Here is a 13,548-nt window from a genome sequence, read left to right as displayed (position 1 = left end):
TTTCGCGTACGTGTGGAAAACCGGGCGATTCGTCTCGATTGTTTCGGGACGATGTTTCTTCGCCCGCCGCCTCAGCGGAGCGGCTGGGGCGCGGCTTCGTCCGGGGTCCCGAGCTCGGCGCTCGTGATCCGCTCGCCTCGGCGGATCAGCTTCTCGGTCGAGATCAGGATCTGGTCCACGTCGCGCCCGGTCTGGCCGAAATGCGTCTTCAGCGCGGACACCCGCGCCTCCAGCCGCTGCAGGTCCTCCGACAGGAGCACCACCTCGCGCTGGATCAGCCCGGCCTCGCGGCGCATCCGCTGGTCCTTCAGCAGCGCCTTGACCACCTCGATCGACAGCATCAGCAGCGAGGGCGAGACGATCACCACCCGGGCGCGGTGGGCGCGCTGGACGATATCCCCGAAGTGCTCGTTGATCTCGGCGAAGACCGATTCGGAGGGCACGAAGATGAAGGCCGTGTCCTGCGTCTCGCCGGGCAGGAGATACTTCTCGGCCACGGCGCGCACGTGCACCTCCATGTCGCGGCGCAGGCGCCCGGCGGCCACGTCGCGCGCCTCGTCGCTCGGCGCCTCGCGGAAGGCCGTCCAGGCCTCCAGCGGGAACTTGGCGTCCACCACCAGCGCCGGGGCGCCGTTGGGCATCGGGATCAGGCAGTCCGGCCGCTTGCCGTTGGAGAGCGTCGCCTGGAACGAGTAGGCGCCCGGCGGCAGGGCGTCCATCACGATCGCCTCCATGCGGGCCTGGCCGAAGGCGCCGCGCGCCTGCTTGTTGGCCAGGATGTCCTGCAGGCGCACGACCTCGCCCGCGAGGCCCTGGATCTGGCCCTGCGCGCGGTCGATCACCGCCAGCCGCTCGGCCAGGCGCGACAGGCTCTCGCCGGTGCGAAGCTGCGCCTCGCTCACCGACTGGCCGACGCGCAGGCCCATCCCGTCCAGCCGTTCCGAGACGGTGCGCGAAAGCTCGGCCTGGCGCGCGCCGAGCATCTCGCCCATGGACTGGAGCCGCCCGGCGAGCTCGGCCTGGGCCTGCCGCATCTCCAGCCGGTCCGCGTCCCCCGCCGCGCCGCCCGCGTGGCGCCGGACGAGACGCGCCAGGGCGAGGAGCGCGAGGAGCGCCAGCAGCGCCTCGCCCCAGCTCACGGCGATGCCGAAAGGGGCGGCCAGCGGGCGATCCAGGAAAGCGGCGAGGGCGGAGAAGTCCATGCGCCGGACGCTAACCGATTCCGGCGGGGCCGGCCAGATCAAAACGGGAACATTTGCGGCCGGTTGACCGCCTCGCGCTCTGCGATTACCTGACCGTCATGAGCGTCAAGCCCCTCGTCATCCTGCCCGATCCGATCCTTCGCCGCCAGTCCGAGCCGGTGCTCCGCGTCGACGACGCCGTGCGCCGCTTCGTGGACGACATGCTGGAGACGATGTACGACGCGCCCGGCATCGGGCTGGCCGCCATCCAGGTCGGCGAGCCGCTGCGGATCGTCACCATCGACCTGTCCAAGGAGGACGACGCGGAGAAGTCGCCGCAGGTCTTCCTGAACCCGGAGATCCTGCGCGCCTCCGACGAGCGGTCGGTCTACGAGGAGGGCTGCCTGTCGATCCCCGACTACTACGCCGAGGTGGAGCGGCCGGCGGGGGTCACGGTGCGCTATCTCGGGCTCGACGGGCAGACGCACGAGGCGGAGGCCGACGGGCTGCTGGCGACCTGCCTCCAGCACGAGATCGACCATCTCAACGGCGTGCTCTTCATCGACCACATCTCCAAGCTGAAGCGCGACATGGTGATCCGCAAGTTCTCCAAGGCGTCGAAGCGCGGCGCCGTCTGAGCGCATGGCCCTTCGCCTCGTCTTCATGGGAACGCCGGACTTCTCGGTTCCCACCCTGCGCGCCCTCGCCGGCGCCGGCCACGCGATCGCCGCGGTCTACACCCAGCCGCCCCGGCCCGCCGGGCGCCGGGGCCTGGAGACGGTGCCCTCGCCGGTGGAGCGCGAGGCCAGGCGGCTCGGACTGGAGGTGCGCTGCCCCGCGTCGCTGAAGGGGGCGGACGAGCAGGCGGCCTTCGCCGCGCTCGGCGCCGACGCGGCGGTGGTGGTCGCCTACGGCCTGCTGCTGCCCCGCCCGGTGCTCGAGGCGCCGCGCTTCGGCGCCCTGAACGGCCACGGCTCGCTCCTGCCGCGCTGGCGCGGCGCCGCGCCGATCCAGCGCGCGATCGAGGCGGGCGACGCGACGACCGGCATGATGGTGATGGGCATGGAGGCCGGGCTCGACACCGGGCCGGTGGCGCTGACGCGCGAGATCCCCATCGGCCCGGCGGACACGGCGCGCGAGCTGCACGACCGCCTGTCGGAGGCCTCGGCCGAGCTGATGGTCGAGGCGATGGCCGGGCTCGAGGTCGGCACGCTCCGCTTCGAGACGCAGGAGGCGATCGCCGCGCGCACCGGGCGCACGGTCGCCTACGCCGCCAAGATCGACAAGGGCGAGGCGGCGGTGGACTGGTCGCGTCCGGCCGCGGAGATCGCGCGTCGCATCAACGCCTTCTCGCCCTTTCCCGGCGCCTGGACCACGCTTCGCGGCGAGCGGCTGAAGCTGCTGCGCGCGGTGGCCGAGACGGGGACGGGCGAGCCCGGCACCACGCTGGACGACGCGCTGGCGGTGGCGGCGGGCGGCGGCTCGGTGCGGATCCTGGAGGTCCAGAAGGCGGGCGGCAAGCCGGCCGGCGCGTCCGACTTCCTGCGCGGGACGGCGGTGCCGGCCGGCACGCGCCTCGGCGCCTGACGCCATGCCGCGCTACAGGCTGACCATCGAGTACGACGGCTCCACCTATTGCGGCTGGCAGCGGCAGAAGAACGGCATCTCGGTGCAGGAGACGGTGGAGCGCGCGCTCCTGGCTTTCTGCGGCGAGGCGGTGACGCTCTTCGGCGCCGGGCGCACCGATGCCGGCGTCCACGCCACGGGGCAGGTCGCCCATGTCGACATCGCCCGCGACTGGAAGACCGACACGGTGCGCGACGCGCTGAACGCCTATCTGCGCGAGGAAGGGGGCGTCGCGATCCTGCGGGCCGAGCGGGCGCCGGAGGGGTTCGACGCCCGCTTCTCGGCCCGCAAGCGGCACTATCTCTATCGCATCCTCAACCGCCGCCCGCCGCCCTCGATCCTGAAGGGGCAGGTCTGGTGGGTCTGGCGCCCGCTCGACGTCGAGGCGATGGACCGCGCCGCCAAGCACCTGCTCGGCACCCACGACTTCAACACGTTCCGTTCGGTGAACTGCCAGGCGAAGAGCCCGGTGCGCACGCTGGAGCGGCTCGACGTCGTCCGCGCGCCGGGCGACGAGGTCCACATCCACGCCTCCGCCCAGTCCTTCCTGCACAACCAGATCCGCTCCTTCGCCGGCTCACTGAAGCTGGTGGGCGAGGGGCGCTGGACCGAGGACGACCTGGTGGCGGCGCTCCGGTCGCGCGACCGCAAGCGATGCGGCCCGGTCGCGCCGCCGGACGGGCTCTACCTCACGCGCGTCGACTACCCCTCAGCCGATCACCAGGCCGAACAGGTCGGAGACGGCGGCGAAGGAGAGGAGTGACACGAACACCATCATGGTGACGATGGCGATCGACAGCGCGTAGTCGCAGGCCGTCGCCACCGCGATCAGCCGCACGGTGAGGACGATCGAGGCCAGCGCAATCACCAGGCCCAGCCCCTGCGTCAGGCCGCTCTGGCCGCCGAGAAGCAGCAGGAGGAAGAACGGCGAGAAGGCCCAGGTGAGCAGCGCGCCGCCCCAGTTCACCGCGACCACGAAGGGCACGATGCGCTTCTGGAAGTCGATGTGCCGTGCGGCCATCGCCACCAGGAGAAGCGGCAGCAGCCAGGCCGTGAGGTCGGCCAGCGCATGGGCCGCGAGCGCGCGCACGGGACTGGCGGCGGCCTGGGCGCGCTCCACGCGCTCGAACTCCAGCCAGGACAGGGCGGTCGGCGGCAGGGCCACCACCAGCGCGGCGAAGGAGCGCCAGAACCCGTCCGCCGACAGGTCGAGCCGGTCGAGCCCCCGGCGGTCGCCCGCCATCAAGCGCCAGGCGCCGGTGAAGTAGCGTCCGATCTCGGGCAGCGTCGGCAGGAAATCAGGACTGGGCGGCGAACCAGCGGGCAACGAAGGTTTCATAGATGGCCGTCAGCGTTTCGAGGTCCGAGAGGGCGACCCTCTCATTGGCCATATGCATGGTGGCGCCGACAAGGCCGAATTCCACCACCGGACAATGGTTCTTGATGAAGCGCGCGTCGGACGTGCCGCCCGAGGTGGACAGGTCCGGCCGGCGCCCGGTGACCGCCTCCACCGCCTGCGAGAGCGCCTCGGTCAGCGGTCCCGCGGCGGTCACGAAGACGTCCGAGACCGGTGCGCGCCAGGCGATCTCGTAGGGCGCGCCGCCGAGCGCCGCTTCGATCCGCCGCACCAACTCGGCCCGCAGCGCCTCCGGCGTCCAGCGGTCGTTGAAGCGCACGTTGAAGGCGACGGCGACGCGGGCCGGCACCACGTTGGTCGCCGGATTTCCCGTATCCACGGCCGTGACCTCGAGGTTCGACGGCTGGAAGGCCTCGCTGCCCCCGTCCAAGGGCGGGTGGTGCAGCGCATCCAGGACGCCCGCCAGCCGCCGCATCGGGTTGTCGGCGAGGTGGGGATAGGCGACGTGGCCCTGGCGGCCGATCAGCGCGAGCCGGCCCGACAGGGAGCCGCGCCGGCCGATCTTGATCATGTCGCCGAGCGCGGCGGGGTTGGTCGGCTCGCCCACCAGGCAGGCGTCGAACCGCTCGCCCGCCGCCTCGGCGAAGTCGAGCAGCTTCACCGTGCCGTTCACGGCGGGCCCCTCCTCGTCGCCGGTGATCAGCAGCGAGATCCGCCCCTCGGGCAGGCGCCCGGCGACCTCGAGCCGCGCCACGGCCGCCACGAAGCAGGCGATGCCGCCCTTCATGTCCACCGCGCCGCGGCCGAACATCTCGCCGCCCTCCACCGCGCCCGAGAAGGGCGGATGGCGCCAGTCGGCCTCCGCGCCGGGCGGCACCACGTCCGTGTGCCCGGCGAAGCAGAGATGCGCCCCGCCGGTCCCGCGCCGCGCCAAGAGGTTCTCGACGTCGGGCGTGCCGGGTTCGCAGAACACCGGGCGCCGCACGGCGAAGCCCAGCGGCTCGACCATGGCGCACAGCTCGTCCAGCGCCCCACCCTCGGCGGGCGTCACGGACGGGCAGCGCAGGAGGCGTAGGAGATTCGCGGCGGGATCGGTCGGAAGCGCGGTCATGGCGCAAAGGTTTAACGCTCGCGGGCGCATTCGGGAACGATTTTTCCACGCGGGCGGGAACCATCCGCAATGTCCGCGCGGCCGCGAATCATGGCGTGGATTCAGTCGGATACGGCGACGCCGGCATCGGCGAGCCGCTGTCAAGCTTGCCCGGAGCCCGCGAAAGCGAGTTCGGCGGGGTGGTGTTTTTCGGTCACGTTGCGCTAACCTTCGTGAACGCTTCGTAACCTTTGCCCATTCCCGCCACGTTTCGGCCGGGTTTGGCCGGGAAGGACGGGGTCGAGGGAAACGGCTTTGGGGACCTTGCATGAGTGAACAGCGGGCCGAGGGAGCCCGGGGCGCGTCGTCGCGTTCCGGCCGGATGGTTTCGGTCGCCGGACTGGCGCTCCTCGCACCGCTGATCCTGTCGGCCTGCGTCTCGGACGGGGACCGGATGGCCGGCACCGCCGACCTGACCCCGAAGGGCGCGGAGGCCGTGAAGACGGCGGATGCGGCCGCCGACGTCCCCGCCCGCGAGGTGGTGGAGATCGCCTCCAACGATGCGGGCCCGCGCCGCGTGATCCTGCCGACCGATCGCCCGGCGGCCGCGGCCGTCGCGGTGGCCGAGGCCAAGGGCGGGCGCGTCCTGGCGCCGGAGGCCAAGGCTCCGGCCACCCAGGGCGCGCAGGCCGGCCTCGCGGCCCGTGCGCTCGACACCGCCGCCGCCGCCCACCAGAGCGTGAAGGGCGGCGTCGTGGCCGCCAAGGACACGGTGGTGGCGAGTGCGTCGGCCGTGGGCTCGGGCGCGGTCGCCGTGGCCTCCGCCGGGGCGCGCACGGTGCGCGACGCGGCGCGCGCCGTCAGCGACACGATCACCGGCGACCCCAAGATCGACCAGCTCATCGCCGAGGCGGCCGACGAGAACGACATTCCCCGCGAACTCGCCTATGCCGTGGTGCGCGTCGAGAGCCACTACAATCCCCGCGCCAAGGGGTCGGGCGTCTACGGTCTCTCGCAGATCAAGCCCGCCACCGCGCGCGGCCTCGGCTTCCAAGGCCCGGTGGAAGCGCTCTACGACCCCGAGACCAATCTGCGCTACGGCATGCGCTACCTCAAGGGCGCCTACGAGCAGGGCAACGGCGACGTCTGCCAGACCGCGATGAAGTACAAGGGCGGACACCGCACCACGGTGATGTCGAAGTCCGCCAGCGTCTACTGCTCCAACGTCAAGCGCCACATGGCCGCGATCCGCGCCCGCAAGTCGCCCGCGATGGGCGGCGAGACCCAGACCCTGGTGGCCGCCGTGGAGCCCACCGTGCGCTCCGGCCTGATCGCCCGCCAGGTCACCGCCCAGCCCACCGCCGCCCGCAAGGCGCCCGTCGCGCCGGCCGCCGCCGCCATGGCGCCCGCCGAGCCGGCACCGTCCACGGCGGCCGCGGCCGTGCTCGCGGTTCCGGCCACCGACGCGCCGCTGCCCGTCGCCCGTCCGGTGCGCGTCGCCGACAACGCCCCGCGCCCGGCCTCGGCCGCGGCCAAGCCCGCCGGCGGCTCGATCGGCCTCGGCACGATGGTGGGCGGACGCGTGACCGGCCACCGGGAGCCCGACGTCGGCCGCTTCGGCGACGCCTTCGACGCGGGCACGCCGGCCGACGCCGCGCCGGCCGGTGGCCTCGGTTTCAACTGAGCCGCTCGCTCGCCCCGATACCGCGATGACGAAAGGCCGGGTTCGCCCGGCCTTTTCGCGTTCCGCGAACCCCTGTCAGGGAAGCCGGGACGCTTGCGCGCGGCGGCGCCCCGCGCGAAAGCCGAGGATCGCCCATAGGGGCACGAAGCAGGCGAGGCTGACCGCCAGCACGGGCAGGGCGGCGGCGCCCGGCGGGTCCACGAGAAAAGGCAGCGCGCCGGCGAAGACCAGGGGGACTACCGCGAGGGCCAGGAGGCCGAGCGGGGCGCCGGCGTCCCGGAGACGCTTGGCGGACAGGGCCAGGAACATGGCGACCGAGCCGACCGCCAGCAGCCCGATCGCGAAGTTGAACGCTGGCGAGGTGCGGGTCTGCGTGACGCGGTCCGCCGTGCTCGCGGTCTCCACGGTCACCGCGCCGATCGGCACCGCGTAGAGGAGGAGAAAGCCGAGGAGAACGAAGGCGGCGACGCCGGCGACCAGGAGGCCGTAGATGCCGAGCCACCATTGCGTGCGCCCGATCGTGCCGCGAAACGTGAAGAAGAGGGTTGCAAGGGTCACCCTGCGTCGTCTCCCGCCCCGGATCGGGACGGGAGGGACTGTGGCGCCGGTTCGGCGGATGGCTAGGGTGCCGGCGGCGTCAGGCCCGCAGCAGCTCGTTGATCGAGGTCTTGGAGCGGGTGCGCTCGTCCACGCGCTTGACGATCACCGCGCAGTAGAGCGACGGGGCCGCCTCGCCGTTGCCCATCGCCTTGCCCGAGGCGAGCGAGCCGGCCACCACGACGGAATAGGGCGGCACCTCGCCATAGCTGACGGTGCCCGTCTCGCGGTCCACGATGCGGGTCGACTGACCGATGAAGACGCCCATGCCGAGCACCGAGCCCTCGCGCACGATGCAGCCCTCCACGACCTCGGAGCGGGCGCCGATGAAGCAGTTGTCCTCGATGATGGTCGGGCCCGCCTGGAGCGGCTCCAGCACGCCGCCGATGCCCACCCCGCCCGACAGGTGGACGTTGGCGCCGATCTGCGCGCAGGAGCCCACCGTCGCCCAGGTGTCCACCATCGTGCCCTCGCCCACCGAGGCGCCGAGGTTGACGAAGCTCGGCATCAGGATGGCGTTGCGGCCGATATGGGCCGAGCGGCGCACGATGGCGCCGGGCACCGCGCGAAAGCCCGCCTCGCGAAACCGGGCCTCGTCCCAGCCGTCGAACTTCGAGGGCACCTTGTCCCACCACGCGGCGCCGCCGGGGCCGCCGGGGATGGTCTCCATGTCGTTGAGGCGGAACGACAGGAGCACCGCCTTCTTCAGCCACTGGTGGACGGTCCAGGCGCCGTCCGCCCCGCGCGTCGCGACCTTGGCCTCGCCGCGGTCCAGGAGGTCGAGCGCGGTGTCGACCGCCGCGCGGACCTCGCCGCCGGTGGCGGGGGAAACGGTCTCGCGCGCCTCGAAGGCGGCTTCGATCGTGCGCTCGAGATCGGCGTGGCTGGCGGCTGGCATCGGCATCGGTCTCCGGTTGGGCGGTCTTGAAAAAGGGGATCGGGCTTCCTCTAGAGGCAGGGCGGGGAGGGCACAAGGCTTGCCCCGGTTCGCCATCAGTCTCTAAACCCGTGCCTCGACCCACGGGCAGGATCAGGCAGCGATGACGGACGATGAAACCAAGGGCGGGGCGGCGGCTCCGGCCGCATCGGAGGGGACCTGGGTTCCCTTTCCCTCGTCGGGGGACGACAAGCGGCGGCAGGCCGAGAAGCCGCGCACGCCGCAGACGCTGTCGCCGACCTATCGCCTGGCCTACGACGACCCGGACTTCCTGACCGCCGAGGCGACGCGGGGCGTGCGGCTGCAGCTCGAACTGATGAAGCCGGAGCTGGCGCTGATCGAAGCGGGGATCCTGTCCACCGTGGTGCTGTTCGGCGGCGCGCGCATCCCCGAGCCCGGACAGGCGGCCTGGGCGGCGCGCAACGAGGGGCAGAAGGCGCGGCTGGAGGCCAACAGCCGCTACTACGAGGAGGCGCGCCGCTTCGCGCGCCTCGCCTCGCGCCATTCGGCCAACTCGTCGGGCGGCAAGGAGTTCGTGATCGTCACCGGCGGGGGGCCGGGCGTGATGGAGGCCGGCAACCGGGGCGCGGCGGATGTCGGCGCCGTGTCGATCGCCCTCAACATCACCCTGCCGCACGAGCAGGCGCCCAACCCCTACGCCACGCCCGAGCTCTGCTTCAACTTCCACTACTTCGCCACGCGCAAGATGCATTTCCTGTTCCGCGCCAAGGCGATGGCGATCTTCCCCGGCGGCTTCGGCACGCTGGACGAGCTGTTCGAGGCGCTGACGCTGATGCAGACGGGGCGCATGGCGCGCATCCCCGTGCTCCTGTTCGGCGCCTCGTTCTGGCGGCGGCTGGTGGACTTCGACTTCCTGGCCGAGGAGGGCACGATCGCGCCCGCCGACCTCGACCTGTTCCAGGTGGTCGACACCGCGGAGGAAGGCTGGGCGGCGATCCGCGCCTTCTATGGGTTCTAGCGCGGGGGAACCCCGACCCTTCCCCGCCGTTCCGACGGAGGGACAGGCGAGACGCGGAGACGGCCGATGGGCGGCGACGACACCGATTCGGAGATGATGCGGCACCAGCAGGCGATGGACGTCGCCGAGCGGATTCCCGACGACGAGACGCGCGAACGGCTCGGCCCCTCCGACAGCGACGCGGCGAGCGGAACGGCGCGCACGGCCGCCAAGGCGGGGCAGGGCGCGGACGGCGGTTGGGCGGAGGACGCGGTGCTGCGCCAGAACCGCGCCGGCCTCGACGCCGCGGCTTCGGGCGAAGCCCGCGCGCCGCGCGGCGGCCCCGCTCCGGCCGGCTCGCTCGCCAGCCCGGGCCGCTCGCTCCTCGGCGACTGACGCGCCGGCCCCGGCGGGGCTCGGCGTCCTCGCCTCAGGCCCCGCGCACGCGGCGCAGGAAGCCGGCGAGGTCGTCGGTCACGAAGTCGATATGCGCCCCGTCGCGCCCTTCGTGCTCCCAGGCGTCGCCGAGCGCGGTCTCGAAGTTCTCCGGCACGATCAGCACGGTGCGCATGCCCAGGCGCTTGGGCACCTCGAGGTTGCGCGCCAAGTCCTCGAACATGACGGCGCGCGCCGTGTCGATCCGGTGCAGACCCATGAACTTGTCGTAGGTCTCGGCGGCCGGCTTCGGGATCAGGCCGGCGGCCACGATGTCGAACACGTCCTCGAAATGCTCGAAGATGCCGAGTTGGCGCGCCGCGCGCTCGGCATGGGCGCGGTCGCCGTTGGTGAAGATGAACTTGCGTCCCGGCAGGGCCGCGATCTCCTGGCCGAGCGCCGGGTCCGGCGCAAGCCAGGAATAGTCGATGTTGTGGACATAGGCGAGGAAGGCGTCCGGGTCGATCCGGTGCACCTCCATCAACCCGCGCAGCGTCGTGCCGTATTGGCGGTAGAGGTCCTTCTGGACGGTTCTGGCCGCCTCGCGCGGCACCGACAGAAGCTCGGCCACGTAGTCCGTCATCCGCGCGTCGATCTGCGAGAACAGGTCGGTGCGGCGCGGATAGAGCGTGTTGTCGAGGTCGAAGACCCAGGTGTCCACGTGGGAGAAGTCGGCGGGCTCGGCGTCGCGCGTGCGCCCGATCGGCGTGTCGGTCGTGTTCATGGCCTCTTTCGGCACGGCAGGGGCGCGCCGTCAACGCAAAAGCCGGAGCGCGCGACGATCGGGTCACCAAGCCCCGGCCGTCCGCGCCCGGCGGGCGAGCCGCGCGGCCGCCGCCTCAGGGCACGATCAGCGTGCCGGCGCCGTGCTCGGTCAGGAGTTCCAGCAGCACGGCGTGCAGCACCTTTCCGTTCAGGATCACGACGCCCTGCACGCCCCGGTCGATCGCCTCGATGCAGGTCTCGACCTTAGGGATCATGCCGCCCGATATGGTGCCGTCGGCGATCAGCGCGCGCGCCTGCGCCACCGACAGTTCCTTGATGAGCTGGCCGTCGCGGTCGAGAACGCCTGGGACGTCGGTCAGGAACAGGCAGCGCGCCGCCTGCACCGCGCCCGCGATGGCGCCCGCGAACGTGTCGGCGTTGATGTTGTAGGTCGCCCCGTCCCGGCCGGGCGCCACGGGCGCGATCACCGGGATCATCTCCGAGCGCGCGAGGAGGTCGAGAAGGGTGCGGTCCACCTCAACCGGCTCGCCGACATACCCTAGGTCGAGCACGCGCTCGATGCGCGAATCGGGATCGACGATGGTCTTTTTGGCCTTCTCGGCGAAGACCATGTTGCCGTCCTTGCCGCACAGGCCGATCGCCCATTCGCCCTCGGCGTTGATCAGCGCGACGATCTCCTTGTTGATCGAGCCGGCCAGGACCATCTCGACGATCTCGACGGTGCGCTGGTCGGTGACCCGAAGGCCGCCCTCGAAGCGGCTCTCGATGCCCATCTTGGTCAGCATGGCGCCGATCTGCGGACCGCCGCCATGCACCACGATCGGGTTGATGCCCGACTGCTTGAGAAGCGCGATGTCGCGGGCGAAGGCACGGCCCAGCGCCTGGTCGCCCATGGCGTGCCCGCCGTACTTCACCACCACGGTCTTGTTCTCGTAGGCCTGCATGAAGGGCAGGGCCTCGGCGAGAAGATTGGCCTGCATGGCGGCGCTGTCGGTCATGGGGGGTCGGCTCCCGGGCGTGTCGAGGAACGGTCGGCGGAACGCTTAGCCGCGATTCGTGACAGGCTCTAGACCATGACGCCGGTCGAAAGAAAGGCCGGGCCTGCCTCGCCGCTTCGGGCCTCGGGCTTTCGCAACGAACGGTTAAACTTGCAATTGCAATCTTGTGCGCGACCGCATCGGTGGTTGGGAGCAGGACATGCCGACGCAGTGCCATCGCACCAGACCATTCGCCGCCCTCTGTGCGGCCCTGACGCTGGCGGGTCTTCAACCATGGGGCGTGCGGGAGGCCGTGGCGGGAGCTTGGACCCTCGCCGACGGCGAAGGCATCGCGATCGTCTCCGCCGGCGCATCCGAGGCGCGCGGCGCCTTCGCCGACCGCCGCGCCCGCGTCGCCGCATCGGGCTTCCGCAAGGCGGAGATCCAGGTTCTCGCCGAATACGGCGTCACCGACCGCTTCACGATGCGCGGGCGCACCGAGCTGCGCCACCTCGCGCTCGACGGGCGCGACGCGGACACCCATTTGGGCAAGTCCGAGATCGGCGGTCGCTTCCGCCTCCTGCAGCGCGGCGGCTTCGTCACCTCGGTGGAGGCGAACCTGCGCCTGGCCGAGGCCGACCCGGCGGTGGACCCCAACGGCGCGGGACTGCTGGAGGGCGAGATCGAGGGACGGCTCCTGGCCGGCTACGGCTTCGTGGTCGGCGGGCTGCCCGCCTTCGCCGACGGGCAGGCGGCCTATCGCGCGGCCGGGGCCATCACCGGCGACGAGATCCATGCCGATCTGACGCTCGGCCTGCGTCCCCGGCCCGACATCCTGCTGCTCGGCCAGAGCTTCTCGGTAGTCGGCCTGCCCAAGGCGGGGGTGGAGGCCTTCGACCAGCACAAGCTCCGACTCAGCGGTGTCCACGACCTGACGCCGCGCGTGTCGGTGCAGGCCGGCGCCTGGAGCGCGGTGGCCGGCCGCAACGCGCTGGACGAACGCGGGCTCCTGGCCGCGCTCTGGCTGAAGTTCTGACCCCGCCCCGTCTCGGCCTCAGGCCGCCCGCTCGCGCACCAGCGCCAGGGACGCCCGCCCCCGCGTCTCGCCGGCCGCCCGCTCCAGAAGGGCGAGCGCGACCTCGCGTTCGGCGTCGGCGGCCTCGTCGGGCGCGCAGAACAGCACGATGTCGAGCCGAGGCTTGCCGAGTTCGGTGGTCGCCAGGGCGACGCGCGGGCCGGGCATGCCGGGAGCCGAGCGCGCCGCCGCTTCCATGCCGGCCAGCGCGAGGAGATCGCGCAAGGGGCTTGCCGCCTCCAGCGTGACGGAGAAGGCGTGGCGCCGGGCGGCGTCCGCGCACGGCTCCACATGGATGCCGCCGGCGAAGATGCGGCTGTTGGGGATCACCAGCCGCCGCCCCGTGGGCCGGGAGCCGAGGCTGCCGGCCTCGCTCTCGGCGATCGTGGTGGTGAGCCAGTTCACCGCGACCACCCGGCCGGACGTGCCGTCGAGATGCACCCGGTCGCCCACCGCGTAGCTCCGTCCGGCCCGGCCGGCCAGCGCGCCGGTGGCGCACTGGATGAGTTCCTTGGTGGCCAGCACCAGCGCCATGGCGACCGCGGTCAGCGAGAGGAGCAGCGACTGCAGCTCGCCGAGCCACACGAGGCCGAGGGCCAGCGCGGCGCCGGCCGTGCACAGCCGCCGCGTCCTCGCCCGTTGCGCCGGCACGATGCGGCGGACCAGCGCCGCCAGGAGGAGGGTCACAGCGCTCGCCCCGATCTGGGGCATGAGGGCGGGGCAGGTGTCGAACAGCGAGGTCACGGCGGGAGGCTCCATGCACGCAAGACGCCCGGCGGTTCCGGCGTCTCGGATCGGGATCGAGCTTTAGGGCCGCCCCGTTGCGGCGCGATGCCGCCGATGTTGCGAGCGAAAGCCGACCTGTTTCGATCGGGGCGCGGATCGCTCGGTTCGGCCGGGTTCGT

15 protein-coding genes are annotated in these 13,548 nt (G+C 72.2%); 7 read left to right on the top strand and 8 right to left on the bottom strand.

Annotation, left to right across the window (positions count from 1 at the left end; genetic code table 11):
* Positions 1-71: 71 nt before the first annotated feature.
* Complete coding sequence (locus tag D3218_RS03540) at positions 72-1,202, bottom strand: DNA recombination protein RmuC (protein ID WP_119538537.1); 1,131 nt, start codon at positions 1,200-1,202, stop codon at positions 72-74.
* 98 nt (positions 1,203-1,300) lie between these two features.
* On the opposite strand from D3218_RS03540, the gene def reads away from it, so the two are divergent.
* Genes def through truA form a run of 3 tightly spaced genes read left to right on the top strand, consistent with a single transcriptional unit; the run spans position 1,301 to position 3,570 of the window.
* Positions 1,301-1,819 (top strand): peptide deformylase, encoded by a 519-nt coding sequence (def, locus tag D3218_RS03535; RefSeq protein ID WP_119538902.1) that lies wholly within the window; start codon positions 1,301-1,303, stop codon positions 1,817-1,819.
* 4 nt (positions 1,820-1,823) lie between these two features.
* Entirely contained in the window at positions 1,824-2,768 is a 945-nt protein-coding gene (gene fmt / locus D3218_RS03530) for a methionyl-tRNA formyltransferase (protein ID WP_119538536.1), read from the top strand.
* 4 nt (positions 2,769-2,772) lie between these two features.
* On the top strand, positions 2,773-3,570 hold the full coding sequence (truA, locus tag D3218_RS03525; protein WP_119538535.1) for a tRNA pseudouridine(38-40) synthase TruA: 798 nt from the start codon (positions 2,773-2,775) through the stop codon (positions 3,568-3,570).
* Here the strand turns inward: truA and D3218_RS03520 are convergent.
* Positions 3,517-4,134 carry a hypothetical protein gene (locus D3218_RS03520; protein WP_119538534.1) on the bottom strand — a complete coding sequence of 206 codons (618 nt, stop codon included), beginning with the start codon at positions 4,132-4,134 and terminating at the stop codon, positions 3,517-3,519. The two genes, truA and D3218_RS03520, sit on opposite strands and share 54 nt — an antisense overlap.
* A complete protein-coding gene (gene dapE, locus D3218_RS03515; protein WP_119538533.1) occupies positions 4,106-5,275 on the bottom strand; it encodes a succinyl-diaminopimelate desuccinylase in 1,170 nt (389 codons plus the stop codon). Before dapE ends, D3218_RS03520 begins: the two co-directional genes overlap by 29 nt.
* A 307-nt stretch (positions 5,276-5,582) precedes the next feature.
* On the opposite strand from dapE, the gene D3218_RS20035 reads away from it, so the two are divergent.
* On the top strand, positions 5,583-6,938 hold the full coding sequence (locus D3218_RS20035) for a lytic transglycosylase domain-containing protein (protein WP_245414908.1): 1,356 nt from the start codon (positions 5,583-5,585) through the stop codon (positions 6,936-6,938).
* Between the two features lie 75 nt (positions 6,939-7,013).
* Here D3218_RS20035 and D3218_RS03505 read toward each other — a convergent pair whose 3' ends face one another.
* Together D3218_RS03505 and dapD are read right to left on the bottom strand one after the other, a co-directional pair.
* Complete coding sequence (locus tag D3218_RS03505; protein ID WP_119538532.1) at positions 7,014-7,496, bottom strand: DUF805 domain-containing protein; 483 nt, start codon at positions 7,494-7,496, stop codon at positions 7,014-7,016.
* 79 nt (positions 7,497-7,575) lie between these two features.
* The gene (gene dapD / locus D3218_RS03500; protein ID WP_119538901.1) at positions 7,576-8,433 is read right to left on the bottom strand and encodes a 2,3,4,5-tetrahydropyridine-2,6-dicarboxylate N-succinyltransferase; all 858 of its coding nucleotides are present in this window, start codon (positions 8,431-8,433) and stop codon (positions 7,576-7,578) included.
* A 142-nt stretch (positions 8,434-8,575) separates the two neighbouring features.
* Between dapD and D3218_RS03495 the strand changes: the two genes are divergently transcribed.
* Together D3218_RS03495 and D3218_RS03490 are read left to right on the top strand one after the other, a co-directional pair.
* Positions 8,576-9,451, top strand: coding sequence for an LOG family protein (locus D3218_RS03495; RefSeq protein WP_119538531.1), 876 nt, complete (start codon positions 8,576-8,578; stop codon positions 9,449-9,451).
* 66 nt (positions 9,452-9,517) lie between these two features.
* Positions 9,518-9,826, top strand: coding sequence for a hypothetical protein (locus D3218_RS03490; protein WP_119538530.1), 309 nt, complete (start codon positions 9,518-9,520; stop codon positions 9,824-9,826).
* Positions 9,827-9,860: 34 nt separating this feature from the next.
* Here the strand turns inward: D3218_RS03490 and D3218_RS03485 are convergent, their stop codons facing one another.
* On the bottom strand, positions 9,861-10,589 hold the full coding sequence (locus tag D3218_RS03485; RefSeq protein ID WP_119538529.1) for a pyrimidine 5'-nucleotidase: 729 nt from the start codon (positions 10,587-10,589) through the stop codon (positions 9,861-9,863).
* A 115-nt stretch (positions 10,590-10,704) separates the two neighbouring features.
* On the bottom strand, positions 10,705-11,589 hold the full coding sequence (argB, locus tag D3218_RS03480) for an acetylglutamate kinase (protein ID WP_119538528.1): 885 nt from the start codon (positions 11,587-11,589) through the stop codon (positions 10,705-10,707).
* A gap of 199 nt (positions 11,590-11,788) precedes the next feature.
* Between argB and D3218_RS03470 the strand changes: the two genes are divergently transcribed.
* Positions 11,789-12,604, top strand: coding sequence for a hypothetical protein (locus D3218_RS03470; protein ID WP_136625052.1), 816 nt, complete (start codon positions 11,789-11,791; stop codon positions 12,602-12,604).
* An 18-nt stretch (positions 12,605-12,622) separates the two neighbouring features.
* Here D3218_RS03470 and D3218_RS03465 read toward each other — a convergent pair whose 3' ends face one another.
* Positions 12,623-13,387 (bottom strand): mechanosensitive ion channel family protein, encoded by a 765-nt coding sequence (locus D3218_RS03465; protein ID WP_168990403.1) that lies wholly within the window; start codon positions 13,385-13,387, stop codon positions 12,623-12,625.
* Between the last annotated feature and the right edge of the window lie 161 nt (positions 13,388-13,548).

The organism is Aureimonas flava (assembly GCF_003583935.1).
GTDB classification, from domain to species: domain Bacteria; phylum Pseudomonadota; class Alphaproteobacteria; order Rhizobiales; family Rhizobiaceae; genus Aureimonas; species Aureimonas flava.
The sequence above is the reverse complement of the archived record's forward strand: the minus strand, read 5'-3'. Positions and strand labels throughout refer to the sequence as shown.

Bases quoted from the DNA above. Each gene is read 5' to 3' on its own strand.
- D3218_RS03540 (WP_119538537.1), bottom strand. From the start codon at position 1,202: ATGGACTTCTCCGCCCTCGCCGCTTTCCTGGATCGCCCGCTGGCCGCC.
- def (WP_119538902.1), top strand. From the start codon at position 1,301: ATGAGCGTCAAGCCCCTCGTCATCCTGCCCGATCCGATCCTTCGCCGC.
- fmt (WP_119538536.1), top strand. From the start codon at position 1,824: ATGGCCCTTCGCCTCGTCTTCATGGGAACGCCGGACTTCTCGGTTCCC.
- truA (WP_119538535.1), top strand. From the start codon at position 2,773: ATGCCGCGCTACAGGCTGACCATCGAGTACGACGGCTCCACCTATTGC.
- dapE (WP_119538533.1), bottom strand. From the start codon at position 5,275: ATGACCGCGCTTCCGACCGATCCCGCCGCGAATCTCCTACGCCTCCTG.
- D3218_RS20035 (WP_245414908.1), top strand. From the start codon at position 5,583: ATGAGTGAACAGCGGGCCGAGGGAGCCCGGGGCGCGTCGTCGCGTTCC.
- dapD (WP_119538901.1), bottom strand. From the start codon at position 8,433: ATGCCAGCCGCCAGCCACGCCGATCTCGAGCGCACGATCGAAGCCGCC.
- D3218_RS03495 (WP_119538531.1), top strand. From the start codon at position 8,576: ATGACGGACGATGAAACCAAGGGCGGGGCGGCGGCTCCGGCCGCATCG.
- D3218_RS03490 (WP_119538530.1), top strand. From the start codon at position 9,518: ATGGGCGGCGACGACACCGATTCGGAGATGATGCGGCACCAGCAGGCG.
- D3218_RS03485 (WP_119538529.1), bottom strand. From the start codon at position 10,589: ATGAACACGACCGACACGCCGATCGGGCGCACGCGCGACGCCGAGCCC.
- argB (WP_119538528.1), bottom strand. From the start codon at position 11,589: ATGACCGACAGCGCCGCCATGCAGGCCAATCTTCTCGCCGAGGCCCTG.
- D3218_RS03470 (WP_136625052.1), top strand. From the start codon at position 11,789: ATGCCGACGCAGTGCCATCGCACCAGACCATTCGCCGCCCTCTGTGCG.